We start from the raw sequence: 22,188 nt of genomic DNA, 5'->3' as shown, positions 1-22,188 counted from the left end.
GCGCCATGGCCACCTATCCCGCGTCAGCCCGTGAAGCCTTTGTCCAGTTGCGTACGCTTTCGGAGGCGCTGGCCCGGCCGGAGGAGCGTGCGCGGGCGCTGGCGGAGCTGCGCGAGCTGGCGGAGCTGTCGCGCGACCAGCCAGAGGGCGCGCCGCTGCGGCTGGCGTCGGTGGTGGTGGCGGTGGGTGCGTCCCAGGAGCGGCTGGAGCTGTTGATTCCGCCGTCCATCTTCGCGCCCGAGGCGTGGGCGTTCACGTTCCTGGAGGGGCTCTTGAAGGTCCCTCTGGACGAGTACGCCGGCAAGCGGCTGGTGGAGGTGGGCTCCGGCTCCGGGTGGATCTGCATCGCGCTGGCGAAGTTCACGGGGCTCGCGCGCATCCGGGGGCTGGACCTGAACCCGCAGGCCCCGGCGGTGGGGCTGTGCAACGCGTGGCTCAACGGCGACGAAGCGCTGGTGTCGCGGCTGTCCTTTGGCGAGAGCGACCTGCTGCTCGGCCTGCCCCAGAAGCCGGAGTGGGACTTCATCGTCGGGTGCATCCCGCAGGTGCTGCGCAGTGACGAGCTGCCCGCGGAGCTGGCGCAGGCGGATGAGCAGGCGCTGTTGGATTTGTCCAACTACACCTCGTTGCAGAACGTCTACGAGGACCACTTCGGCCTGGGGCTCATCGCGCGGCTGCTCAACGAGGCGCCGGAGCGGCTGCTGCCGGGGGGGCGGCTGCTCCTGAACCTCGCGGGGCGTCCGGGCCGCGCCATCATCGCGCGGATGTTCACCCGGCGAGGCTTCACCACTCGCATGCGCGTGGCCCGGCGGGTGATGCAGGCGGCGGACACGGACATCCGCCCGCTGGTGTCGCTGGAGCAGCGCACCGGGCGGGAGTTCGAGTTCTTCATGGAGGCCCACAGCCCGGAGCCCCTGCGCGCGGCGACGGCGCTGGGCTGGCTGCAGTCCGGCCACCCCATCTGGCACGAGGTGGCGGTGTGGGAGGCCCACCTGTCGCAGCCCCGGGAGACGCTGGCCCTGCGCGCCGCGCTGCGCTCGCTGGGCATCGCGGCGCTCCAGGAGGAGCTGGACCTGGGGGCGGCGTCCGCGGAGCAGCTGGGCTTCGTCACGGCGCTCGCGGAGCGGCTGTCCCAGGCGCCCTTCCTGCCGTACGCGCACGAGGCCGGCGACGCGTCCTTCCGCAGGCTGGTGGCCCGCTACCTGGACCGCCACTTCGGCTTGAGGCTGTCGGAGGATTCGGTGTTCGTCGCGCCGGAGCGGGAGCAGGCCGTCTATTCCTTCCTGCTCGCCACGTGCGACCCCGGGGACACGGTGCTGGTGTCGCGCAGCCTGCACCCGCTCTACGCGCGCGCCCTGGACAAGGCGGGCGTGCGCGCCACCGTGACGCACAACACGCTGGGGGAGATCCGCCGCCTGCTGAGCGCCTTCGACGTGAAGGCCGTGCTGCTGACGGTGGAGCCGGGCGAGCGCACCAACCTGGCGGTGCTGCGCGACATCGTGGCGGAGGCCGCGCGGCGGGGCATCTGGGTGGTGCTGGACGAGAGCGCCTTCTTCAACATCACCGGGGACGTGGAGCCGCGCACCCTCTTCGAGTTCCTCGCGCGGACGCAGCACGCGCCCAACCTGGTCATCCTGTACGGGCTCATCAAGAACGCGGTGTGGCCGGATCTGGAGCTGACGCTGCTGCTCCCCGTGCCGGAGTCGCTGCGCGCGGACCTGGAGGTGGCGGCGGAGGTGACGTACTCGCGCATCAGCGTGCTGGCGGAGTGGTTCTACGAGCGCACGTTCTCGGAGTTGCTCGCCTTCCGCATGGCCTTCGCGGAGCCGGAGCCGCCCTCGCCGCACCGGGTGCCGGAGGTGCCGCTGCCGCGCTCACAGCGCATCGCGAAGCTGTCGGAGCTGCCCGCGTTCGCACCGAAGTTCTTCCGCGAGGACGACCCGGAGCTCGTGCGCCTGGACTACGGCGAGAACGAGGGCCCGATGCCGCTGCCGCTGGTGGAGGGGCTCATCGCGGCGGGCGTCGCGCCGCGCGCGGACGGAGCGCAGACGGGGCTGGCGGAGGCCGTGGCGGCCTTCCTGTTGGAGACGCGAGGGGCCCGCTATGTCCCCGAGGACGTCGTGGTGGCGCCCGGCGTCTGGCCGCTCATGCACCACCTGGGCGTGGCGCTGCGCCAGCGGCTGGGGCGGATGCCGCGAGTGTTCCTGGTGACGCCTTGTTACGGCGTACTCGCGCCCACTTTCCTCGCGGCGGGGTGCGAGGTGGAGTCAGGCCCGCTGGGCACGCTGCTGTCACGCCGCGCGCGGGGGACGATGCCGGACGCGGTGGTGCTGTCGCAGCCGGCGAACCCCACGGGGCACTACCTGTCGCACGAGGAGTTGATGGCGCTGGCGACGTTCGTGGTGGAGCAGCGCTGCCTCTGGATCTCGGATGAAATCTTCGGCTTGGTGAACCTCACCAACCCCACGGCGGAGACGGTGCACAGCCCGGTGACGCTGGAGGGCGCGGTGCCCGGTATTGGCGCGCGGACGGTGCTGCTGGGCGGGCTGTCCAAGGAGTTCGCGGCTGGAGGCCTGCGGGTGGGCTGGGTGGCCACGAAGGACCGGGCGCTGGTGGCGGCGCTGCGCGACAGCGCTCCCGGCGTGCTGCACACGCCCACCGCGCGCGCGGCGGCGTACCTGTACGCGGCCCATGCGCGCGGACCGGATGGACAGTTGCTCTACGCCGCGCGGCACAAGGCGCTGAGAAACTACCTGGCGCGGATGCGGCGTGAGCTCGCGGAGAAGCGCGCGCTGGTGGCGGAGGCGCTGCCCGACGACGGCCGCGCGGAGGCCACGGAGGCGGGGGGCTTGTTCCTCGCGCCTCCGATGACGGCCTGGCTGGGACGTTCGGTGGATGGGGTGAAGCTCACGCCAGAGAACCTGCCGCGCATCGTCTACGAGCACACGCACGTGGTGCTCAACGGCGGCGCGTGGTGCGGCGACCCGGAGCGCGTGCGCGCGGTGTTCTCCATTCCCCGGGAGAAGTTGTTGAAGGCCCGCGACCGCCTGCGGACCTTCGGCCAGCGGCTACGCTGACGGCGCTGCGCGGCGCGGCGTCAAATGATGACCCCGTCGGCCGGGGCGGAGCGATCCAAACCTGTCCGACAGGGCGCGGACCCCAGAGCGTTCCTCTACACTGCGCCGGCCCATGCTCCGCTCCCTCGCCGTCCTCCTCTGCTGTCTGCCTGTTGGTGCGCTCGCGGCCTCTGAGTCCTGGCTCGTGACGACCGACCTGTGGGGCAACCCCGCCTACCAGTTCCTCACACTGGAGCGCGACGGGAAGCGCCTCTCCGGTGAGCTTGATGGGGATGCGCTGAAGGGGGAGCGCACGGGCAACGCCGTCCGCTTCGTCGTCACGGACTCGCGCCAGCAGACCTATGTCTTCGATGGCAAGGTGAGTGGTGAATCGCTGCGCGGCACCGCGGACTACCCGGACAGCAATAACCCGAAGGCGCGGGCGTCCCATGCCTTCACTGCCCGGTTGCTTCCCTCGCGCCCCGCGGGTGCTCCTCGCGTGCATGACTTCACGCCCACCTCGTGGTCCAACGAGTTCACCGCGCACCGTGCTCCGGTGCTGACCGTCTGGCCGGGCGACACGGTGCGCACCTCGACGCTCGACTCTGGCGGCATGGACGCCAAAGGCGTCACCCGTGCGCTCTTCGGCAACCCGCAGACGGGCCCCTTCTTCATCGCCACCGCGAACCCGGGCGACACGCTGGCCATCCGCATCCGCCGCCTCGCGTTGAACCGCACGTTCGCGGACAGCCTGGATGGCATCGTGGGCCGCGCCCTCACGCCGGGCCTCGCCGCGAAGGCGACGGAGCTGGGCAAGCCCGTTCGCTGGAAGCTCGACCCCGAGCGCGGTGTCGCGACGCCGGAGAACCCGACGGAGCGCCTGAAGGCCTTCACCGTGCCGCTGCGGCCCATGCTGGGCGGCCTGGCAGTGGCGCCCGGTTTCGGCTCCGCGCCCCTGTCCACCGGCGACACGGGCCGCTACGGCGGCAACATGGACTTCAACGAGATCGTGGAGGGCAACACCGTCTACCTGCCCGTCGCGCAGCCTGGGGCGCTCCTGTTCCTGGGCGACGCGCACGCCGCGCAGGGCGACGGCGAGACGTCGCAGTACGCGCTGGAGACCTCCATGGACGTCGAGTTCACCGTGGAGGTCCTGCACGGCAAGCCGCCGCCCTCCACGCCTCGCGTCGAGTCCCCCACCCACCTGATGGCGCTGGGGCAGGGCGGTTCACTGGACGACGCCCTGCGCTCCGCGACGCAGGGCATGACGCAGTGGTTGGAGCAGGACTACGGGCTCACCCTGTCGGAGAGCGCGCAGGTGCTGGGCAGCTCCGTGCAGTACGTCGTCGCGAACCTCGCCGGACGCAGCGTGGGCGTCGCCGCGAAGCTGGACAAGGCGCGGCTCCAGGCCCTCCGTCCCCCGGTGAAGTGAGCTGTATTCCCGGGTGCGTCCAAGGCCCCGGAAAATGGGGCGGAAATGCCGTGTCGATTCCGCGGCCCCTCGTTCGACGTGGAGATGAACCCTCCCGGTCACCCGGGAGCACTTCTTCCATCGAACCGGGAGCCTCCCATGGCCAGCAAGATCGCAATCGCCGCCTTCGTCCTCGTCGTCGCGCTGGGCGCTTTCGTCGCCACCCGCCCGGACCACTTCCGCATCGAGCGCAACGCGCTCGTGGGCGCGCCCCCGGCCACCGTCTTCTCGCTGATCAATGACCTGCACCGGTTCGACACGTGGAACCCGTTCCGCTCCGCGCCGGCGCCCGGCGTGACCAAGACCTTCGACGGACCCAACGAAGGGCCGGGCGCCAGCTTCGCCTATGCCGGCGGCGAGAACGGGGATGGCCGCATGACCATCGTGGAGAGCCAGCCCGGCGAGCGCGTCGTCCTCAAGCTGGAGTTCTTCAAGCCGTTCGAAGCCACCAACCAGGCCACCTTCACGCTCACGCCGGAGAACGGCGGCACCCGCGTGAGCTGGGCGATGGAGGGCGAGAACACCCTGATGGGCAAGGCGATGTCGCTCGTCGTGAACATGGACACGATGCTCGGCAAGGAGTTCGAGCGGGGCCTCGCGAACCTGGACACCGTCGCGCGTGGCGTCACCCCGGCTCCCAGCGCGAGCGCCCAGTCCGACGCGGCGACGCCCGCCCCGGCGCTCTGAAGCGTCGAGCCTCAGTCCGCCAGCGCCCGGTAGGCGCCCTTGGAGAACTCCATGGCCAGGGCCTCGTCGTCGGGGCCCTGCGCCCGTCGCTGCATCAGGAGGATGGCCGTCAGGTCCTGCCGGGGATCGATGAAGAACATCGGGCCGTAACCGCCGCCCCAGCCGTAGCGTCCCGCGGTGGGCGAGACGCCATCCGGCTTCGTGCACACGGCGCCGCCGAAGCCCCACCCGGACGCATCCCAGAAGCCAGGGAAGAAGGGCGAGGCGGCCTTCTGCTCCTCCGGAATCTGATCCGTCAGCATCTCCTGGACGCTCGCGGAGGACAGCAGGCGGGTGTGCCCGGACTGGCCTCCGCCCAGCAGCATCCGGCAGAAGGCGAGCAGGTCATCGGCCGTGGACACCAGCCCTCCCTGGCCTCCTCCCGAGGGAAACGCGGGCGGTCGTGACCAGAAGCTGTCCGCCGGTGTGTCCCATGCATCCAGACTCCCCGTGGCGTCGTCGCGCGCGTAGGCCGTCGTGAGCCGGTCGCGCTTCTCCGCGGGCACGGTGAACGCCGTGTCCTTCATGCCCAGCGGCACGAAGAGCCGCTCGCGCAGGAAGTCATCGAAGCGCATGCCCGAGGCCCGCGCGACCAGCACGCCCAGGACTTCGTAGCCGGTGTGATAGGCCCACCGCTCTCCCGGTTGATGCATGAGCGGCAGCGTGCCCAGCCGACGCATGAATTCGTCGGGCGGATCCGTGAGCGCCTGGAAGCCGGGCGACACCCGGGCTTCGCTCATGGCCCGCTGGATGGGATGCGTGCCGGGCCTCGCCATCACCGCGCCCAGGCCCCAACGCAGCGTGAGCAGGTCCCGCACGGTGATGGCGCGCTTCGCGGGAACGGTGTCGTCGAGCGGGCCGCCGGGAGTGCGCAGGACGCGGCGGTCCGCCAGCTCCGGCAGCCACGGGTCGACGGCGCCGTCGAGCGGGAGCTTCCCGTCCTCCACGAGCATCAGCGTGGCCACCGCCGTGATGGGCTTGGCCATGGACGCGAGCCGGAAGAGGCTGTCCCGCCGCATGGGCGGACCGGAGGGCACGAGGCCCTGTGTGCCCAGCACGTCGACGTGCACGGTGTCTCCGCGAGCGACGAGCGCGACGACGCCGGGGAGCTCACCGCGTTCGACGTGGCCGCGCAGGGCGGACGTCATGTCGGCGAGCCGTGTCGGGGAAAGCGCGGCGGAGCGTGGGTGCATGCCTTGAGTCTAAACCCTCGACGCCAGCCGCGAGCCCAGATGCGTGGGGACAGGCGGGCGCTTCAGCGCTTCGCGAGGATGAAGGCGGTGACGGAATAGCGCTGGTGGCCCCGGGCCTCGGACGTCCATTCGGTCACGCGGTGAGGGGCACCCCTCGCGCGGAAGATGAACACCGAGTTGAAGAGCGGCGGGACGCGCATCATGTCCGCGTCCACTTCGGGATGCCGGAAGGCGAGGACGCCGCCGAAGCGGTCCTCCCACGGGCGCGTGAAGTTGTAGACGACGGCGAGCCCTTCCTCGTCCGTGTCCCGGTGCTCCGGAAAGAACTCGCCCACCTCCATGCGCGACACCTGCACCTGCCGCGTCTCCAGGGGCTCGGGCCAGCCCACCAGAGCGGCGTGGAAGGCCGCGCCGTCCGCGCTCTGAAGCCACGCGCAGAAGTCCGTCAGGGCGGAGGGCACCTGTTGCTTCAATGGCGCGATGTGCAGCGGATAGGGCCCGTGGTGGTGGCGCACGAAGCGCGCGTCGCGCAGGGCCTGGTGCAGGGCCTCGGCGCGCTCGGGGAGGAGGGCGTCCCGGAGGCAGAGGTGCGGCACCCGTCCGCCTTCGATGAACTCCTGGCGGAGCGTGGCGTGCAGGGCTTCGGATACGGTGGCCAGGCGCGTCCACGCGGTCGCGGACGCCGGGAACACCTCCGGCTTCGGGGACGGGACGGGGCCGAAGATGCTTTCGGCGTAGTCCGTGATGAAGAACCCGCTCGGGCGCTCAGGCCTTGGAGACGAGGTAGCTGGCGAGCCGGGTGATGACTTTGCCGTCGCGCGGATCATCGAAGAAGGAGATGGCGGGAGTGGGGTTGAATTCAAGCGCCACGAAGGCGCCGTCGGGCGTGCGCCGCAGGTCCACCGCAGTGAAGACCATGCCCAGCGCTTTGGCGCCCTTGAGACACACCGCCCAGGCCTCCTTCGGCAGGCGGGCGGGCTTCACCCGGTGAAGGTTCTGCCTCGCGTCCACCACGCCGTCGGTGGGGATGTGGAAGGCGGACACGGGCTCGCCGTCGAGCACGTAGGCGCGGAACTCGTCGCCCTGGATCTGCTCCTGGAACAGCACCGGACAGTTGGCGAGCAGCTGGAGCCGCGCCTCGGTGAGGTCCGCCTCCTCCACCTTGCGCACCAGCGCGCCGCCGCTCAGGGGCTTGTAGATGACGGCCTCGTGGCGCGCGACGAACTCGCGCACCGCGTCCGGTGAGGCGGTGGCCAGGGTGCTGGGGACGGGAATGCGGTGGCGGCGCAACAGGGCCAGCTGCTGCAGCTTCAGATAGTGCAGCTCCACCGCCTCCAGCGGGTTGACGAACGAGCCGCCGCGCCGGTGGAGCGAACGCAGCACGGAGTGGAGGAACGACTGGCGCTCCCGCTCCGCCAGGTACTGCTCCTGCCAGCGCGGGAAGTTGCGCTCGGACAGGGCCTCGGCCTCGGGGACCGGGAGCGAGAGGCGCACGAGCTTGAGGTAGAACGAGCGCAGGTCACTGAGACACTCACCGTCCCAGTGCACGTCTCCGTCCTGCCAGCTCAACGCGGCGGAGTCCGGGACCCGGTCTGTCTCCAGGACGATGGCTCGCGCACGACGCCGCTCCACCGCTTCCGCGACGAAGCGGGTGGCGTCATCCGAGCGCGAGCCGATGACCACGACCTTCTTACGAGACGTCATGGGGTCCGTGACTTCGCCTGCCCGTCGTTCAGACCGGGCTGTCCATCTTGACCTTCAGGACGCCGCCATCCAGCGGCTTGAGGTCCGGGAGCTTCGAGCCACGCGTGGGGTCGTCCATCATGACCTTCACCCGGCCGCCATCCGGCGGAGTGAAGTCCGGCAGCTTCGAGCCACGGGTCGGGTCATCCATCATGACCTTCACCCGGCCGCCATCCGGCGGAGTGAAGTCCGGCAGCTTCGAGCCACGGGCCGGGTCATCCATCATGACCTTCACCCGGCCGCCGTCCGGCGGAGTGAAGTCCGGCAGCTTCGAGCCACGGGTCGGGTCATCCATCATGACCTTCACCCGGCCGCCGTCCGGCGGAGTGAAGTCCGGCAGGTTCAGGCCACCGGTCGGATCATCCATCCGGACCTTCACCCGGCCGCCATCCGGCGGAGTGAAGTCCGGCAGGTTCAAGCCACCGGTCGGATCATCCATCCGGACCTTCACCCGGCCGCCATCCGGCGGAGCGAAGTCCGGCAGCTTCGAGCCGCGGGTGGGGTCGTCCATCATGACCTTCAACACGCCGCTGTCCTTCGGCGGCTTGAGGCCGACGCCGTCACCCACGAACTGATCCGCGAGCTCACGGGCCTTCGGGGTCAACTTGACCTTCTCGAAGACGTCGCGAACCTGGTGCTTCTGCTGGGGGCTCAGCTGGGCCGCGTCAGTGCCCTGGAGCGCCTTCTTGAGGGCCGGGGCGCCCACTGCCTTGCCATCCGTGCTGGCGGTCTTCAGGGCGGTCTGCAGCGACGAGACGAAGCCCGTGGGGGATTTGATCTGGGTCATAAAGATTCCTTTGAAAAGGTTATCGGCATGCCCAGGCAGGAGTTGCTTGATTCTCTGAGGATGAGAGCCCTGGTAGAGCAGGGGGCTGCCTGGCCGCCCGCAGTCTTCCCTCGGGGCGTGTGAGTCCCAACCCTTGAAGACAAGGGGAGGAGACACCATGGCACACCGAGACGACGGACTGCTGGTGCGAGCGCTCGCGGAGTCCGTGAGGCCGCTCCAGGGGACGCGGGAGGACTTCGGGCCCCTGATGGACCTGGTGGGGAACGCGACGTGCGTGCTGATTGGCGAAGCGACCCACGGCACGCACGAGTTCTACCGGCTGCGCGCGCTCCTGACGCGGAGGCTCATCGAGGAGAGGGGCTTCAACGCCGTCGCGGTGGAGGCGGACTGGCCGGATGCGTACCGGATCAACCGCTACGTGCGGGCCATGGGCCACGACGCGGACGCGGTGGAGTCGCTCTCCGACTTCCAACGGTTCCCCGCATGGATGTGGCGCAACGCGGACGTGCTGGACTTCGCGGGCTGGCTGCGGACGCACAACGACCGCCACTCCGCGCGGGAGAAGGTCGGGTTCTACGGGCTGGACCTCTACAGCCTCCACGCCTCCATGGGCGCGGTGCTGAAGTACCTGGACCGGGCGGATCCAGAGGCCGCGAAGCGCGCCCGGCACCGCTACGCGTGCTTCGAACATTTCGGCGAGGACCCGAAGGACTACGGCCACGCGACGTCGCTGGGCCTGTCTCCGGATTGCGAGCGGCAGGTCGTCGACCAGCTCCGCGAGCTGCAACGGGAGCGCGAGGCCCTGCTGCGCCGGGACGGGTTCATCGCGGAGGACGCGCAGTTCGAAGCGGAGCAGAACGCCCGGGTCGTCCAGAACGCGGAGGAGTACTACCGGTCCATGTTCCATGGGCGCATCTCGTCCTGGAACCTGCGCGACACGCACATGGCGGACACGCTGGATGCGCTGATGGGCTTCCTGAAGCGGAGGCTGGGGGCCGCGCGGGTCGTGGTCTGGGCCCACAACTCGCACGTCGGCGATGCGCGCGCGACAGAGATGGGGGAGGCGGGCGAGGTGAACCTGGGACAGCTGACGCGCCAGCGGCACCCGAAAGTCACGCGGCTCATCGGCTTCAGCACGTACCGGGGCACCGTCACCGCGGCCACCAACTGGAGTGGGACCGCTGAGCGCAAGCAGGTCCGCCACGGACTGGCGGGCAGCTGCGAGTCCCTCTTCCATCAGGTCGGCCTGCCAGGCTTCCTGCTGGACCTCCGCGAACTGGGAGAGGCCGCCGGAGCACTCCGCGAGCGGCGCCTGCAACGGGCCATCGGCGTCATCTACCGGCCCGAAACGGAGCGCAGGAGCCACTACTTCCACACGCGGCTGCCGGAGCAGTTCGACGCGATGCTGCACATCGATGAGACGCGTGCGCTCGAACCGCTGGAGCGCACCGCCGGATGGGAGCGCGGTGAAGCGCCGGAGACCTATCCGACGGGCCTGTAGCCGCCACGGGCTCAGGGGGCCTTGGAGGGGCGGTGATACAACTTGCGCAGCTCCTCCTTGGCCTCCTGGATGGCCCGCCTGCGGGATGCAGGGAGGTTCCGGCCCGCGCGGTTGCCGTAGAACGAAAGCATCGACATGGCCGACTGGAAAGGCGACGCCTTGCGCCGGTGGCTCTGCTCGGCGGAGCGTTTCACCGAGCGGGCGATCTCCTTCGGTGAGCGCTTGAAGACCTGTTCCTCCAGCGTCATCGCGTCGCTGTGCTCCGTCACCTCGCGGGACCAGTAGCGCCGCTTCGCGGTGGGCCGCTTCGCCGTGCCGCGAGAGGCGGTTGCCATGCGCTTGCGGGAAGGGGCGGGGCCATGCGGCTTCTTTGTCGTACCGGGCATCGTGTCTACCCCCGGGCCCGGCTGGTCGCCTTGCGGGTGGCCGCCGCCTTGCGAGCGGACGCCTTGCGGGCGGTGGTCGTGCGCTTACGTGAGGCGTTCTTCGCCTGGGCGGACAGGGCCTGCTTGGACGCCGCCTGACGGCCCTCCCGCTTGAGCGCGCCCTGCGTGGCCTTGCTCCGTTTCTTCGACGGTGCCCGAGGCTTGCGCTCCTGCTGACCCACCTCCAGGTCCTGCTTCGCCGAACGCCGTGTGCGCGCGGTGGCCTGCTCCTTCGTGGGTGGTTTCAGCGGTACGCCCGCGCGTCGCGCCTTCGACAGGCCAATCGCGATGGCCTGCTTCGAAGAGCGTGCGCCGTGCGCGCCTTCGCGGATGTGCTCCAGTTCCTCATGCACGAACTCACCCGCCGCGGTGCTGGCGCTCTTGCCTTCGCGCAGGTCCTTCTTCGCTCGTTCAACGGTCGCCTTGTCGGGCATGACTTCCTCCCATTCGGGTTACGGTCCTGGCCCAAAGGTGCGGACGCTCCGCGCCCAGGCAAGCCGTGTCCCGTATCCGGAGGGAGCCCCATGAGGTGGTGGTGCCTCGCGCTGTTGCTTGCTTCCTGTTCGGCGCACCGCTCCTCCGGTGGCGGCGCGCCGGACGATGCGAACGCGCGGGACCTGCGCGCCCGCGTCCACGAGGCCCGGGGCGAAGCCGCCACCGAGTCCCGGCAGTGGAGCGTGGCGGCGGCGTCGTTCGCGCTCGCTCGGGCCTCGCGGGATTCGCTCGCCGCGCAGTGGGGACAGGGACAGGCGGTGGACCACGCCTCCACGCTGCGCTGGTCGAAGCGCATCCAGGGTTCGGTGCTCGCCCTGGCGTTCACGCCAGACGGCCGCGTGCTGGCGTCCGGGCATTACGACTCTGTCGTCCGGCTCTGGGACGTGGAGCGCGGCGAGCTGCTGGCGGAGCTCAAGGGCCACACGGCCGAGGTCCACGCCGTCGCCTTCTCGCCGGACGGCCGCTGGCTGGCTTCCGCGGGAAGGCCCGGCGAGCTCCGGGTCTGGGATTGGCGCCAGGGCAGGCCGCACGCGGTGATTCCCGGCAACACCGACGTCGTGCTCGGGCTGGCGTTCTCGCCCGACGGCAGGCGGCTGGCCTCCGGTGGTCTGGACAAGGCGGTCCGCGTCTGGGCCTTCGAGACAGGCGCCGAGCAGCTGCGCTTCGAGCACGACGACAACGTCATCGCCGTCGCCTTCTCGCCGGATGGCAGGCGGCTGCTGTCCACGAGCGCGGACCGGAGCGCGCGGGTCTGGGACCTGGAGTCGCGCAAGGAGGTCCTCCGCCTCGTGGGTCACGGGGAGAAGGTGGAAGCGGGCGCGTTCTCCTCGGACGGACAGCGCATCATGACGGCGGCGGGCGACCGGGCCGTGCGCTTCTGGGACGCCCGCTCGGGGCAGCTCACCGACGTGTTTCGCAACTCCGGCGACGTCTCCGTGGCCGCAATCGACGCCGGATTCCAGCTCCTGGTCCAGGGCGGATGGGACGGACGCGTGCAGCTTCTCGACGGCCATGGGGGCGCGCTGCTGGAGCGGATGGATGCACATCACGCCGCCGTGATGAGCGTGGCCTTGTCACCGGACGGGCGCACGCTCGCTTCGGGCGGGATGGACGGTGTCCTCGGCGTGTGGCGCAGGCCGGAGGTCCCCGCGCAGGTGCTGCTTCGTGGACCCGGCGTCTGGGTGGAGGCGCTCGCGTTCTCCCAGGACCGCGAGTTGATGACAGGCGGTGAGGATGGCTGGCGGCGGTGGCGCATCGCGGAGGGAAGAGAACTCCATCCGGAAGTGGGAGGAGCGGAGTCCGCGGTGTCCCTGGCGGTGAGCCCGGACCGCGAGCGCATCGCGGTGGGAACGCTGAAGGGGAGGGTGCTCGTGCTGGACGCGCGTTCGGGGCGGATGCTGCTGGAGTTGCCAGCGGCGAACGGCTCCGTGCGCGCGGTGGCCTTCAGTCCGGATGGGGCGCTCCTCGCGGTGGCGGGAGATCCGGACATCCAACTCTGGTCCGTGGCCGACAGCAGGCCCGTGGGGCTGCTCCAGGGACACACCGGCAAGGTGTGGGCGCTGGCCTTCGACAGCTCGGGGCGGAGGCTCGCGTCGGGCAGTGCGGACAAGACGGTGCGGACCTGGGACGTGGAGCGGCGTCAGCCCCTCTTGCGGCTCGACATGGGCGAGCCCGTGCGTGCCGTGGTCTTCACTCCGTCCGAACCCCACCTGGTGACGGCGGGGATGCGGCAGCCCCTTCGCATCTGGGACGTAACGGAGGGCCGGCTGTTGAAGACGATGGACGCGAAGACCGTGGGCGTGCTCGCCCTGGCCGTGTCACCGGATGGCCGCTTCCTGGCTTCGTCGGGCGTGGCGGCAGGGGTGAAGGTCTGGGGGCTGCACTCCGGCGAACAACTGGGGACGTTCACGGGTCAGCAGGGCTTCGTGGCGGCCCTGGCCTTCTCCCCGGACGGCGCGCTCCTCGTCTCCGCGGCCTCCGACCGGACGCTCCAACTGAACCGGTTCGACTCCATCGTCCATCCATCCCCGGCGGGAGCAGGCCTCGACGAACTCCTGCGCCGCTATGGGCTCGTCTGGGACGAGGCGCGGTTCCTGCTCACACCAGCCGCAGGAAGCGATTGAGGTCGCGGAACAACCAGAGGGGATTGCCGTACCACACGGCCATCTCCAGCACCCCCGCCCAGACGACGAGCCCCAGCCGCACCGCCGTGGGCCAGCGAGGAGCGCGCAGCACGCCCACGCACAAGGGCACCAGCATCAGCGCGGACGCATGCCACCAATGGCGCGTGTCGATGACCGCGAGCAACACGCCCAGCCCCACCGACGCGGTCACCAGCCCGTCCGACCCGCGCCAGGAGAGCGCCAGCACCGCCGCGCTCAAGCCCATCACCAGGGCCACCGTGCCGGGCTCACCCAGGATGGAAGGCGTCGCCGCATCCGTCCGGGCGGCCAGCGGCGCCATCCACAGGAACGTGCGCACGCAGAGGACCCCCGCCGCCGACACCCCGAGCAGCGTGCCCCACGGCCACTGACGCACCGGCCGCCCATGCACCACGCGCCACAGCGCCACCACGCCCACGGCGACGAGGACGAGCGCCCGGTAGTGCAACAGCGCCGCGAGCGCCAGCCAGCGCAACGCGACCACCGGCCGGTCCTTCGCGAGCGCCACCAGCGCCAGCACCCCGCACACGAGCCACGCGCCGTCGTACTGGCCATAGAGCGCCAGCCGCATCAGCACCAGCCAGCAGAGGAGCCCCACCGCCCAGCGTCCACCCGCCGGAAGCCCATCCAGCAGCCGCAGCGCCGCGTAGAGCGCCACATGCGCGAAGGCCAGCAGGTACAGCAGGCACACCTGCCCGAAGGCCTGGGGTGACATGGGCACCCACTCGCCCACGAGCGCCAGGGGCAGGAAGAGCACCAGCGCGCCGGGCGGATAGACGTACGGCACCTCCAGCCACTGGTCGATGGCCTGGGGGTAGGGGACGCCTTCGCGAAGCTCGCCCAGCGGCGCGGTGTAGAGCGCCTGGAGCCCGCGATGCAGTCCCACCCAGACCACGTACGGATGGCGCACGTGGTCCGTGTATCCCTCCTTCAGCGTCCCCCGTGACGTCACCCCGGACAGGGGGACGGCGGAGAGCACGAGGAGCGACAGCAGCGTGAGCAGTCCCCACCGCGCGGCGGGATGCCGGACGAGGATGCCGGGACCTTCCATGAAGTCAGGTGCTGGAGGGCGCCACGCGCGCGCGCAGGTCCTGCTTGAGGCCCAGCGAGAAGAGCACCAGGGTGAGCAGGTACACGGGTTCGATGAAGAACAGCTGCGGGCCGCCCAGGGACAGGCCGTGGGTCTTCTTCTCGAAGACGACGTGCGCGCCCACCACCATCGCGAAGCGGAACACCATCACGCCCACCGCGATGCCCGTGGCCGTTCCCGTGGGAAGCCCCGCCACCGCTTCCGCGGCGAGGAGCGTGGGCACCAGCGGCAGGGCCATCAGCAGGCCGGCGGTCCACTCCAGCGTCATGGCGTACACGGTCACCGCGGCCACCAGCAGATGCGCGGCGGTGACGGGCGTGCCGGGGATGCGCACCCAGCACAACGGCACCAGCAGGGCGAACGTGAAGAGATAGGCCCCCACGAAGTGCACGGCGCGGCTGACGCCGTTCTCGTGCAGGGGCATCCAGACGCGCATCTTGTCGGCGAAGCTCATGGATCCCCACCGTAGGCCATCCTCGCCCCGGTTGCCTCACCCGTGGAGGGGCGCGGTCGCCGCGCACCCCGGGGCGCAAGAATAATGTTTCACCGGGACGTACCTGTGGAGCAGCCGCGTTTCCGCTGCTGCCCACACCCCGAAGGTACCTCCCCGATGAAACAACTCCTGTCGCAAGACATCGTGCGCCGCGCGTTCCGTCACGCCGGCTTCAAGGTCGCCGCCGTCGCCACGGTGGGCGTGGCGCTCACCAGCGCCATCAGCTTCGCGTCCGTGTCCGCGCGTACGCCGACCCATGACTTCACGCAGGCGGACGTGGACGCCATCGTCGCGCAGATCCGTCAGGTGCCGACGGACACGTTCTACATCCGGCTGCCCACGTTCTCGCCCCGGGGCGGGGTCAACGGGTCGCGCCTCTACGGCACGCTGCCCCTCGCCTATGTGCGGCGGATGGCGAGCGTCCAGCACGTCGCCCTCGATGAGCAGTCGAACATCATGGGCCTGGTGATGGATCCGAACACCGAGGCCGGGATGGCCTCGGGCGAGAAGTCGAGGCGCGTGGCCCTGGCCATCGACGCCGTCCTCGCGGACGTCACCCCCGCCTCCTACCAGTTCCTCAGGTAGCCATGAGAACCGTCCCATCGCGGCCCGAGGGGGATGAACGCCAGGCGGCCCTCTGGGCGTGCGTCGCCGTAGTGCATCTGGCCGCGGTGGGCGCCTTCCTCTGGACGCGCCTGGCCCATGCGGACTCGGACGGCGCGTTCGACCGAGGCGTCCGGACCTACCAGAGCCTGTCCGGCGTCATCAGCGACTACCGCTTCTTCGCTCCCGCGGTGGCCAGCGACTCGCGGACCGGCTTCTTCGTCGAACAGAGCGATGGAAGCTCGCTGTTCGAACCCCTGACCTCCGACGAGGTGGAGGTGGCGCGCCGCTACCGCTGCATCGTCGCCTCCGGTCTGCGCGCCAACCGCAAGACGCAGGACGTGCTGGCGCAGTCCTGGGCGGCGGTGATGCTGGGCGTCCATCCGGAGGCCTCCCAGGTCACCGTCGTCACCCAGTCCTACCAGCTTCCTTCCATGGAGGCCTGGGCCGCCGGGAAGCGGCCGGAATGGGCCATCCACTACACCGGGACCTTCGGCCGCCTTGACGCTCCGAAGTCCGAGGCCTCGCCATGAACCGTCTCCAGACCCACGTGCGGCGCTTCTGGTTGGAGCCCGCTTCCTCCGACGGACTGGCCTTCCTGCGCATCGCCGTCGCGGCCATCTCCCTCACGCAGCTCGCCATCCTCTGGCCGCACCTGCCGGAGCTGTACGGCAACTTCGGCCTCGTCCAGTGGGTCATCACCGATGTGGGCGCGGGCGACTGGGCGCCCAGCCTGGGGTGGCTGGGGCGGCTCCTGGCGCCACTGGGCATCCGCACGATGGCCACGATGTACGCCGTGTTCGTCCTCTACGCGGTGGGGCTGGTGGGCCTGCTCGTGGGCTACCGCACGCGCGCCTTCGCGGTGCTCGCCTGGTTCACGCATGGCCTGACGTCCGCGAACGCGTACCTGTCGCTCTACGGCGTGGACACCATCCTCCACGTACTCTTCTTCTATCTGGTGTTCATGCCGTCCGCGGGCCGCTGGTCGCTGGATGCGCGAGCGGGCCGCGTCTCCACCGGTCCGTCGTCCGCGGCCCGCGTGGCGCTGCGCACGCTCCAGGTCCACCTGTGCTTCATCTACCTGGACACCGGCCTGGCCAAGGCGCAGGGCGTGCAGTGGTGGAACGGCGAAGCCATCTGGCGCGCGCTGATGCAGCCACAGTTCCAGATGTTCGACTTCTCCTGGCTCGCGGCGTACCCGCTGCTGGCGAAGCTTGCCTGCTGGGGCACGCTGCTCATCGAGGTGGGCTACGCCGGGATGATCTGGGTGCCCCGGCTGCGGAGGCACTGGCTGGTGGCCACGCTGCTGTTGCACGCGGGCATCGCCGTGTGCCTGCGGCTGTGGCTCTTCTCCCTGACGATGATGGCCTTCAACCTGGCCGCCTTCGCCCTGGCGTGGCGGACTTCGGAGGCCCCCGTGGAGAACGAGGACGCGCCCGCCGAGCCGGCCCCGGACGCCGCGCTCCAGGCGGTGTGAAACCCGGCCGCGTTCAAGCGGAGGCGTTCAGCGCCGCGTTGCTTCCCTCACACGCGGCCTTCGCCAACCGCGAGCCCACCTGGATGTAGCCGGGATGGTGCACGTAGTCCGGAAGCGTGTCCTCCGACGTGCGCTCGTGGCGCATGTTGAGCGGGTAGAGCCCTTTCGAAACCAGCGCCAGCCGCTGCGTCCGCCAGGACAGCCCCGCCTCTTCCATGACGCGCGCGAAGTCCGACATCCGCTGGACCCGGTCCGCCTGCTCCAGAATGCCCGGGCGCATCGCCTTCGTGTAGCCGGACCGGGGCTTGTAGTCCTTGCGCAGCTGATGCAGTTGCGCCTTGCGCCGCTCAGCGAGCAGTTCCTGGAAGCGCGGCTCGGTGGCCGTGAGCTGCTCCAGGACATCGCGCCCCATCTTCTCGTAGAAGACGGCGGTTGAATCGTCGTGCCGGACCTTGCCCTCCAGGAACCGCACGTAGCCGCGGGTCGCCTCCAGCAGCTCGCGCTCCGCCGCGTCCACGGTCGGAACGGCCACCCGCCGGGGGATGTCCACCGGCACGAAGAACTCCCTCGTGCCCATGGGGCCGCTCTCGTAGCGGTACGCGTACCCGGTCTCCCGGTCCCCGAAGACGAGGACGAAGTCCGGCAACCGGGGCAGGGGAGGAGGGGGCGTGGTGAGGATCCAATCCTCGGGGTCGCTGTCCGTGAGCACCCGCAGCGCGACGAGCCCCCGCGCCTTCATCCCGTCCAACCAGGCGTAGAAGGACGGCTCGAAGCCCCCGTCCGGCAGCGCGAAGCCCTCGAAGGTGTCGGGCCCCCGCACGAGGGCCGCGCCTCCAGGATCGTCAATCACCTGCGCCCGCAGGTCGCGTCCCCGCAACCGCGCGTTGCCGACGATGGCGAGCTGCGAAACGTAGTCGTAACGCGGCAGGGGCATGGTGTCGCGGAGGTCAGCTCCGGGAAGCCTTGAGCACCTTCGCGGCGAGGCCCGCGTCCGTCACGCGGTCGTACTTGAAGGGCTGTCCGGGCACCGCCTGATAGCGGTAGACCGTGAAGGGGCCCTTGTCCTCGCTGGCGTGCTCCGGCACGAGTACCGCGAAGCTCTCATTGCCCACGCCCACCATGTCGATGCAGCGCAGGCGCTCCAGCTTCCCGGCCGGGTCGCGCAGGTTGTAGACGTCGTCGACGCCGAAGCCGGCGACGCCCTCGACCTCGGGCTCCTTGGGAAGGTGCTTGCGCAGCACGCCCAGCACCTGCTCCAGGTACTGACGGGCCGCCGCGGGGGTCGCCGGCAGCTCCTGGCGCTTCGCCTCGTCACGGGCCAACGACACCAGCGTCGAAGAGGGCAGGCGCGTGTCGGCGAGGACGGCCTCCAGCCCTTCGATGCCCGTGTACAGGGGAATGCTGTTGAAGCCCAGCGCGTGCCGGACCTGGTCCTCCACGTCGGCCAGGGTCGAGTTGGGCGCGCAGTAGGTGCTCAAGAAGGTGCGCGCCTTCTCCAGCGGAGGCGCGTTCTTGAGGGCTTCCATGCGCGCCTTGAGCTCTTCGAAGCGCGCGCTTGTCTTGGGGTCGGCGGTCATCGGAAGGGGGCCTCAGGGACCAGGGAAGGCGGTCAATACCATCACCTGCGGCGGGGTGCCGTCGATGAGGCGCAGCCGGACGTTGTAGCTGCCCGCGTTCGCGGGAACGGCGGTGCGGGTGCCCGCCGATTCCACGGCCGTGAAGCCGTTGCCCACCGTCGTGCCGGGAGTCACGGGGATGTTGAGGTGGTCGCTGTGGCCGTACAGGGCCAGGTCCGTCTTGATGGTGTCCCAGTTGTCCGCCACGTACTTGTTGAGGGTGGAGTCCATGGTCGCGTCGCTGGACCACTGGAACGAGTTGTTCTCCACCGAGCCCCATCCGGCGCCGTCGGTGACGCGGCTCTCGAGGGTGCGGGCCCCCGGGGGCGCGTCCGCGATGTTCGTGGGCAGCGACGCGCCGTGCCGGTCGATGGTGTGCGCGTTGTGGGCCGAGCCGTGCGCCGCGTCGTTGGCGGCCACGTTGAGCGTGGGGCCGTTCGGGAAGGCCTCGGCCAGCTGCTGCTCGCGGATGACGCCCCGGCGCAAGATCTCCGTCTGGGCCCGCTCCGCGCGCAGCTTGGCCAGTTGCTGCGACTCGATGGGGACCTTGTTCCCCGCCGAATCCACCTGCGTGAAGACGGCCGGGTTCGCGTCCCGGTTGAGCTCGGCCTGGGTCCGGGTCTTCGGGTCGTAGGTGCGCTCCGAGTAGACGCGGCGCCCCTCGGCCTGGCGGGCCTTGAACTGCTGCGCCGTCTCCGTCGCGGGATTGCGCGGGCCGTTGATGGCCGTGTTCTCCGCGGCCGTCATGGGCACCTGCGGGGGCGGCGTCACCTGCCCCACGGTGTTCACCGACGTGCCCACGCCCGCCCAGTCCGGCGTCGTGGTGCCCGGCGTGCCGTGCATGGCCACGGAGCCCGTGCCCGGCGCCAGCGAGTCCAGCCGCTTGGCGTGGAACTCAATCTGGAACTCCACGTTGGCGATGTCTCGCTGGAGCGCCGCGCGCTCGGCGACGGTGGCCGCGGTGGGCTTGCCGCTCATGCCCGCGATGCTGTCGTCGATGCGCTTCTGCGCCGCCTCCAGGCCGCCCAGGATGTTCTTGAGCTTCTGCACCTCCATCTTGGACTCGAAGCCCTGCGTGCCGTAGCCCGGCGTCTTGGTGAGGGCCTGCTGGACGCGGTCCTTGAGCTGGCGGATCTGCCCGGTGGGCCCCTCGTACTTCTGGAGCAGGCGGGCCGTCTCCTGGTGCGCGGCGATGTCCGCGGGCGTGGCGTGCGGCCCCGCTTCAATCCGCACCTGGCCGTTGTCGTAGCGCACCTTGGTGGTGTTGCCCGGCAGGTCCGGGTTGTGAATCACCGGGATTTCACGCGGCTTGAGCATGTCCGCGCCCTTGGCCAGGCCGCCGCTCACCACGCCGCCGGTCACCGCGCCCACGGTGCCGTCCGTCACCGCGCGGGTCGTCACGCGGCCCAGGCCCGTGAGCGCGCCGTCCTTCCACGTCTCGGACTGGGTGGCCGCGTCCATGGCACCACCGGCCGCGCCGCCGTAGGCACCTTCCTTGATGCCCTGCTTGATGGCGGTGCGCACGGTGCCCTCCGCGGTCTCCCGCACGGTCGTGCGGACCGCGGCCTCCGTGGCCTGGGTGGCCGCCACGCGCGTGCCGCCCGCGGCGAGGGAAGCGCCCTTGCCAATGGGAATCACCGCCGTGCCGCCCTCCACGGCGCCAATGAGCGCCTGGCGGCTCAGGTCCTGCGCCCCGGCGGCGTTGCCCTGGATGGCGGCGTACGTCGCGGCGCGCGTGGTGGCGCCCACCGCCGCGTACCCGGCGATGGCAAGGGGCGTGGCCGCGCCGCCCGTCGCGACGACGGCCACGGTGGTCGCGGCGACGACGGCCACGGTGGCCGTGGTCTCCGCCAGCGAGTCCTTGGCGGACTGGAGCGCCTTCACGTCCTCCGTGGCGTAGCCCGTCAGCGTGTTCGCGCGCTGGGTGTCACCCGTCGCGATGGCCTGGTCGGCGCGGTCCAGGTTGCGGTTGAGGATGTCGTTGTCCGACTCGCCCTTGGTGAGGTGCTGGATGCCGTCCAGCAGGTCCACGCCGAAGCCGGACTCGTTGGTCTGGACCTCGCGCAGCCGCCGCGCGCGCTCCTGCGCGGCGTTGGGGTCGTTGGGGTCGATGGCGCCCAGGTCGTAGTCCTGCTTGAGCAGCTCCAGCTCGTCGCGGCCGTCCAGCTCGCTGTCCAGCTCCGCGCGCAGGTCCTTGCCGTACTTCTGCTGGTACGCGGCGGCGATGGTGTCCAGCTGTGCCTTGGACTTGCCGCCCAGCTCGGAGCGGATGGCGTCCTCGTCCGTGCCCATGCCGTCCATGGCCAGGAACAGCCGCTCCGCGGAGGCCTCCGCCTGCCCCTTCGCGTCGTCCGCGGCGGGCGGGTTGAGCATGCGCAGCGTGACGTCCCGGTCGCCGCCGTCCCACTTCTGAATCTGGGAGTCCAGCGACTGGCCCGTCTGCTTCTGGTACTCGGCCTTGATGGCGTTGATCTGATCCGGCGTCTTCCCCTGGAGGATGTCGCGCACGCCGCTCTCGTCCGCGCCGAAGAAGCCGCCCAGGGCCTCGCGCAGCCGGGCCGCGTCCGCCTGGGCCGGGTTGTCCTGCATCAGGCCGACGGCGCGGTCGTACTCCTCGGTGGACAGCTCGTCCTTGAGCTTCGCCTTCAGGCCCTCATCCTGGGAGAGGATGGCGCGCTGCTCCGGCGTGGCCCGCTCCAGGCGCTCGAAGATGCGGCCCTCGTCGGTGCCCCAGCCGGCCATGTCCTCTTCCAGGCCGGCCTTGAGCGCCTGGGTCTCCAGCGCGGTGGCCTCCGCGGGCGTGGTGGCCTGGCCCGCGTTGAGCATGCTCCGGGCGCGCTCCAGCTGCGCGCCGTCCATCTCCCGGCCCATGCGGGCCAGCAGGACGTCCTCGGGCTTCTGGCCCGCCGGGGTGCCGCCGTTCATGTCCGCGTACTGCTGCGCGATGGCGTGGCGCTCCGCGGGGGAGCGCTTCTCCAGGAGCTTCAGCATGTCCTCGTTGGAGCCGAAGAGGCCGTCCATCTCGGACTGGAGGTTGACCGCGTCGCTCTTCGCGCCGTTGCCCTGGAGCAGACCCTCCGCGCGCTGCAGGTCGGAGCCACCCAGCTCGTCCCGGATCTTCTCATCCAGGTTCTTGCCGTAGTGGTCCTGGTAGCTCTGGCGGATCATCGCGACCTGCTCGGGCGTCTTGCCCTCGAGCGTCTGGAAGATCTTGTCCTCGTCGGTGCCCCACCCGGTGAGTCCGCCGTCCATGGCCTCGCGCAGGGCGCTGGCGTCCTTGTCCGCCTGGGCCTGCGTGTACGCAGGGGCGGCCGGAGCGGGAGCGGGAGCCGGGGCCCGCGGGGCGGGCG

19 protein-coding genes are annotated in these 22,188 nt (G+C 70.6%); 8 read left to right on the top strand and 11 right to left on the bottom strand.

Annotation, left to right across the window (positions count from 1 at the left end; translation table 11 throughout):
• Positions 1-5: 5 nt before the first annotated feature.
• The 3 genes from D7Y15_RS29050 to D7Y15_RS29040 all read left to right on the top strand — a co-directional run bounded on the left by D7Y15_RS29050 (position 6) and on the right by D7Y15_RS29040 (position 5,214).
• Entirely contained in the window at positions 6-3,077 is a 3,072-nt protein-coding gene (locus D7Y15_RS29050) for an aminotransferase class I/II-fold pyridoxal phosphate-dependent enzyme (protein ID WP_121754592.1), read from the top strand.
• 184 nt (positions 3,078-3,261) lie between these two features.
• Complete coding sequence (locus D7Y15_RS29045) at positions 3,262-4,488, top strand: acetamidase/formamidase family protein (RefSeq protein ID WP_233605124.1); 1,227 nt, start codon at positions 3,262-3,264, stop codon at positions 4,486-4,488.
• Positions 4,489-4,626: 138 nt separating this feature from the next.
• Positions 4,627-5,214 carry an SRPBCC family protein gene (locus D7Y15_RS29040; RefSeq protein WP_121754590.1) on the top strand — a complete coding sequence of 196 codons (588 nt, stop codon included), beginning with the start codon at positions 4,627-4,629 and terminating at the stop codon, positions 5,212-5,214.
• Between the two features lie 11 nt (positions 5,215-5,225).
• Here D7Y15_RS29040 and D7Y15_RS29035 read toward each other — a convergent pair whose 3' ends face one another.
• The 4 genes from D7Y15_RS29035 to D7Y15_RS29020 form a co-directional block, all read right to left on the bottom strand.
• Positions 5,226-6,446 carry a serine hydrolase gene (locus tag D7Y15_RS29035; RefSeq protein ID WP_121754589.1) on the bottom strand — a complete coding sequence of 407 codons (1,221 nt, stop codon included), beginning with the start codon at positions 6,444-6,446 and terminating at the stop codon, positions 5,226-5,228.
• Positions 6,447-6,508: 62 nt separating this feature from the next.
• Positions 6,509-7,138 (bottom strand): 2OG-Fe(II) oxygenase, encoded by a 630-nt coding sequence (locus D7Y15_RS29030; protein ID WP_233605123.1) that lies wholly within the window; start codon positions 7,136-7,138, stop codon positions 6,509-6,511.
• Positions 7,139-7,211: 73 nt separating this feature from the next.
• Positions 7,212-8,150, bottom strand: a complete 939-nt coding sequence (locus D7Y15_RS29025; RefSeq protein ID WP_121754587.1) for a RimK family alpha-L-glutamate ligase — start codon at positions 8,148-8,150, stop codon at positions 7,212-7,214.
• Between the two features lie 28 nt (positions 8,151-8,178).
• Positions 8,179-8,976, bottom strand: a complete 798-nt coding sequence (locus D7Y15_RS29020; RefSeq protein WP_121754586.1) for a hypothetical protein — start codon at positions 8,974-8,976, stop codon at positions 8,179-8,181.
• Between the two features lie 157 nt (positions 8,977-9,133).
• Between D7Y15_RS29020 and D7Y15_RS29015 the strand changes: the two genes are divergently transcribed.
• Positions 9,134-10,477 carry an erythromycin esterase family protein gene (locus D7Y15_RS29015; protein WP_120578316.1) on the top strand — a complete coding sequence of 448 codons (1,344 nt, stop codon included), beginning with the start codon at positions 9,134-9,136 and terminating at the stop codon, positions 10,475-10,477.
• An 11-nt stretch (positions 10,478-10,488) separates the two neighbouring features.
• On the opposite strand, the gene D7Y15_RS29010 is transcribed toward D7Y15_RS29015, so the two are convergent.
• Positions 10,489-10,812 carry a DUF3175 domain-containing protein gene (locus tag D7Y15_RS29010; RefSeq protein ID WP_121754585.1) on the bottom strand — a complete coding sequence of 108 codons (324 nt, stop codon included), beginning with the start codon at positions 10,810-10,812 and terminating at the stop codon, positions 10,489-10,491.
• Between the two features lie 56 nt (positions 10,813-10,868).
• A complete protein-coding gene (locus D7Y15_RS29005; protein ID WP_120578314.1) occupies positions 10,869-11,336 on the bottom strand; it encodes a transcription elongation factor in 468 nt (155 codons plus the stop codon).
• A gap of 90 nt (positions 11,337-11,426) precedes the next feature.
• Here D7Y15_RS29005 and D7Y15_RS29000 point away from each other — a divergent pair, with 90 nt between their 5' ends.
• Positions 11,427-13,520, top strand: a complete 2,094-nt coding sequence (locus D7Y15_RS29000; RefSeq protein WP_121754584.1) for a WD40 repeat domain-containing protein — start codon at positions 11,427-11,429, stop codon at positions 13,518-13,520.
• On the opposite strand, the gene D7Y15_RS28995 is transcribed toward D7Y15_RS29000, so the two are convergent.
• Positions 13,495-14,610: a hypothetical protein gene (locus D7Y15_RS28995; RefSeq protein ID WP_121754583.1), complete on the bottom strand. Its 1,116-nt coding sequence runs from the start codon at positions 14,608-14,610 to the stop codon at positions 13,495-13,497. The genes D7Y15_RS29000 and D7Y15_RS28995 overlap by 26 nt on opposite strands.
• A gap of 4 nt (positions 14,611-14,614) precedes the next feature.
• Positions 14,615-15,103, bottom strand: coding sequence for a DUF962 domain-containing protein (locus D7Y15_RS28990; protein ID WP_120578311.1), 489 nt, complete (start codon positions 15,101-15,103; stop codon positions 14,615-14,617).
• A gap of 156 nt (positions 15,104-15,259) precedes the next feature.
• Here D7Y15_RS28990 and D7Y15_RS28985 point away from each other — a divergent pair, with 156 nt between their 5' ends.
• Genes D7Y15_RS28985 through D7Y15_RS28975 form a run of 3 tightly spaced genes read left to right on the top strand, consistent with a single transcriptional unit; the run spans position 15,260 to position 17,222 of the window.
• Positions 15,260-15,727, top strand: coding sequence for a hypothetical protein (locus D7Y15_RS28985; protein WP_120578310.1), 468 nt, complete (start codon positions 15,260-15,262; stop codon positions 15,725-15,727).
• A gap of 2 nt (positions 15,728-15,729) precedes the next feature.
• A complete protein-coding gene (locus tag D7Y15_RS28980; RefSeq protein ID WP_126932771.1) occupies positions 15,730-16,278 on the top strand; it encodes a hypothetical protein in 549 nt (182 codons plus the stop codon).
• Positions 16,275-17,222 carry an HTTM domain-containing protein gene (locus D7Y15_RS28975; protein WP_121754582.1) on the top strand — a complete coding sequence of 316 codons (948 nt, stop codon included), beginning with the start codon at positions 16,275-16,277 and terminating at the stop codon, positions 17,220-17,222. The genes D7Y15_RS28980 and D7Y15_RS28975 overlap by 4 nt, the downstream gene beginning before the upstream one ends.
• 13 nt (positions 17,223-17,235) lie before the next feature.
• On the opposite strand, the gene D7Y15_RS28970 is transcribed toward D7Y15_RS28975, so the two are convergent.
• The 3 genes from D7Y15_RS28970 to D7Y15_RS28960 form a co-directional block, all read right to left on the bottom strand.
• Positions 17,236-18,156 (bottom strand): hypothetical protein, encoded by a 921-nt coding sequence (locus D7Y15_RS28970; RefSeq protein ID WP_121754581.1) that lies wholly within the window; start codon positions 18,154-18,156, stop codon positions 17,236-17,238.
• Between the two features lie 13 nt (positions 18,157-18,169).
• Complete coding sequence (locus D7Y15_RS28965; protein WP_121754580.1) at positions 18,170-18,799, bottom strand: hypothetical protein; 630 nt, start codon at positions 18,797-18,799, stop codon at positions 18,170-18,172.
• A 12-nt stretch (positions 18,800-18,811) separates the two neighbouring features.
• Positions 18,812-22,188: annexin (locus D7Y15_RS28960; RefSeq protein ID WP_148712894.1), on the bottom strand; the 3,377-nt coding region annotated here is incomplete at its 5' end.

Origin of the sequence: Corallococcus sp. AB030 (assembly GCF_003668965.1) — a bacterium.
Taxonomy (GTDB): Bacteria; Myxococcota; Myxococcia; order Myxococcales; family Myxococcaceae; genus Corallococcus; species Corallococcus exiguus.
This window is presented reverse-complemented; position numbering and strand designations above follow the sequence as displayed.

Bases quoted from the DNA above. Each gene is read 5' to 3' on its own strand.
- D7Y15_RS28975 (WP_121754582.1), top strand. From the start codon at position 16,275: ATGAACCGTCTCCAGACCCACGTGCGGCGCTTCTGGTTGGAGCCCGCT.
- D7Y15_RS28995 (WP_121754583.1), bottom strand. From the start codon at position 14,610: ATGGAAGGTCCCGGCATCCTCGTCCGGCATCCCGCCGCGCGGTGGGGA.
- D7Y15_RS28985 (WP_120578310.1), top strand. From the start codon at position 15,260: ATGAAACAACTCCTGTCGCAAGACATCGTGCGCCGCGCGTTCCGTCAC.
- D7Y15_RS29035 (WP_121754589.1), bottom strand. From the start codon at position 6,446: ATGCACCCACGCTCCGCCGCGCTTTCCCCGACACGGCTCGCCGACATG.
- D7Y15_RS28970 (WP_121754581.1), bottom strand. From the start codon at position 18,156: ATGCCCCTGCCGCGTTACGACTACGTTTCGCAGCTCGCCATCGTCGGC.
- D7Y15_RS29010 (WP_121754585.1), bottom strand. From the start codon at position 10,812: ATGGCAACCGCCTCTCGCGGCACGGCGAAGCGGCCCACCGCGAAGCGG.
- D7Y15_RS29005 (WP_120578314.1), bottom strand. From the start codon at position 11,336: ATGCCCGACAAGGCGACCGTTGAACGAGCGAAGAAGGACCTGCGCGAA.
- D7Y15_RS29020 (WP_121754586.1), bottom strand. From the start codon at position 8,976: ATGACCCAGATCAAATCCCCCACGGGCTTCGTCTCGTCGCTGCAGACC.
- D7Y15_RS29000 (WP_121754584.1), top strand. From the start codon at position 11,427: ATGAGGTGGTGGTGCCTCGCGCTGTTGCTTGCTTCCTGTTCGGCGCAC.
- D7Y15_RS28965 (WP_121754580.1), bottom strand. From the start codon at position 18,799: ATGACCGCCGACCCCAAGACAAGCGCGCGCTTCGAAGAGCTCAAGGCG.
- D7Y15_RS28980 (WP_126932771.1), top strand. From the start codon at position 15,730: ATGAGAACCGTCCCATCGCGGCCCGAGGGGGATGAACGCCAGGCGGCC.
- D7Y15_RS29040 (WP_121754590.1), top strand. From the start codon at position 4,627: ATGGCCAGCAAGATCGCAATCGCCGCCTTCGTCCTCGTCGTCGCGCTG.
- D7Y15_RS29025 (WP_121754587.1), bottom strand. From the start codon at position 8,150: ATGACGTCTCGTAAGAAGGTCGTGGTCATCGGCTCGCGCTCGGATGAC.
- D7Y15_RS29050 (WP_121754592.1), top strand. From the start codon at position 6: ATGGCCACCTATCCCGCGTCAGCCCGTGAAGCCTTTGTCCAGTTGCGT.
- D7Y15_RS28990 (WP_120578311.1), bottom strand. From the start codon at position 15,103: ATGAGCTTCGCCGACAAGATGCGCGTCTGGATGCCCCTGCACGAGAAC.
- D7Y15_RS29015 (WP_120578316.1), top strand. From the start codon at position 9,134: ATGGCACACCGAGACGACGGACTGCTGGTGCGAGCGCTCGCGGAGTCC.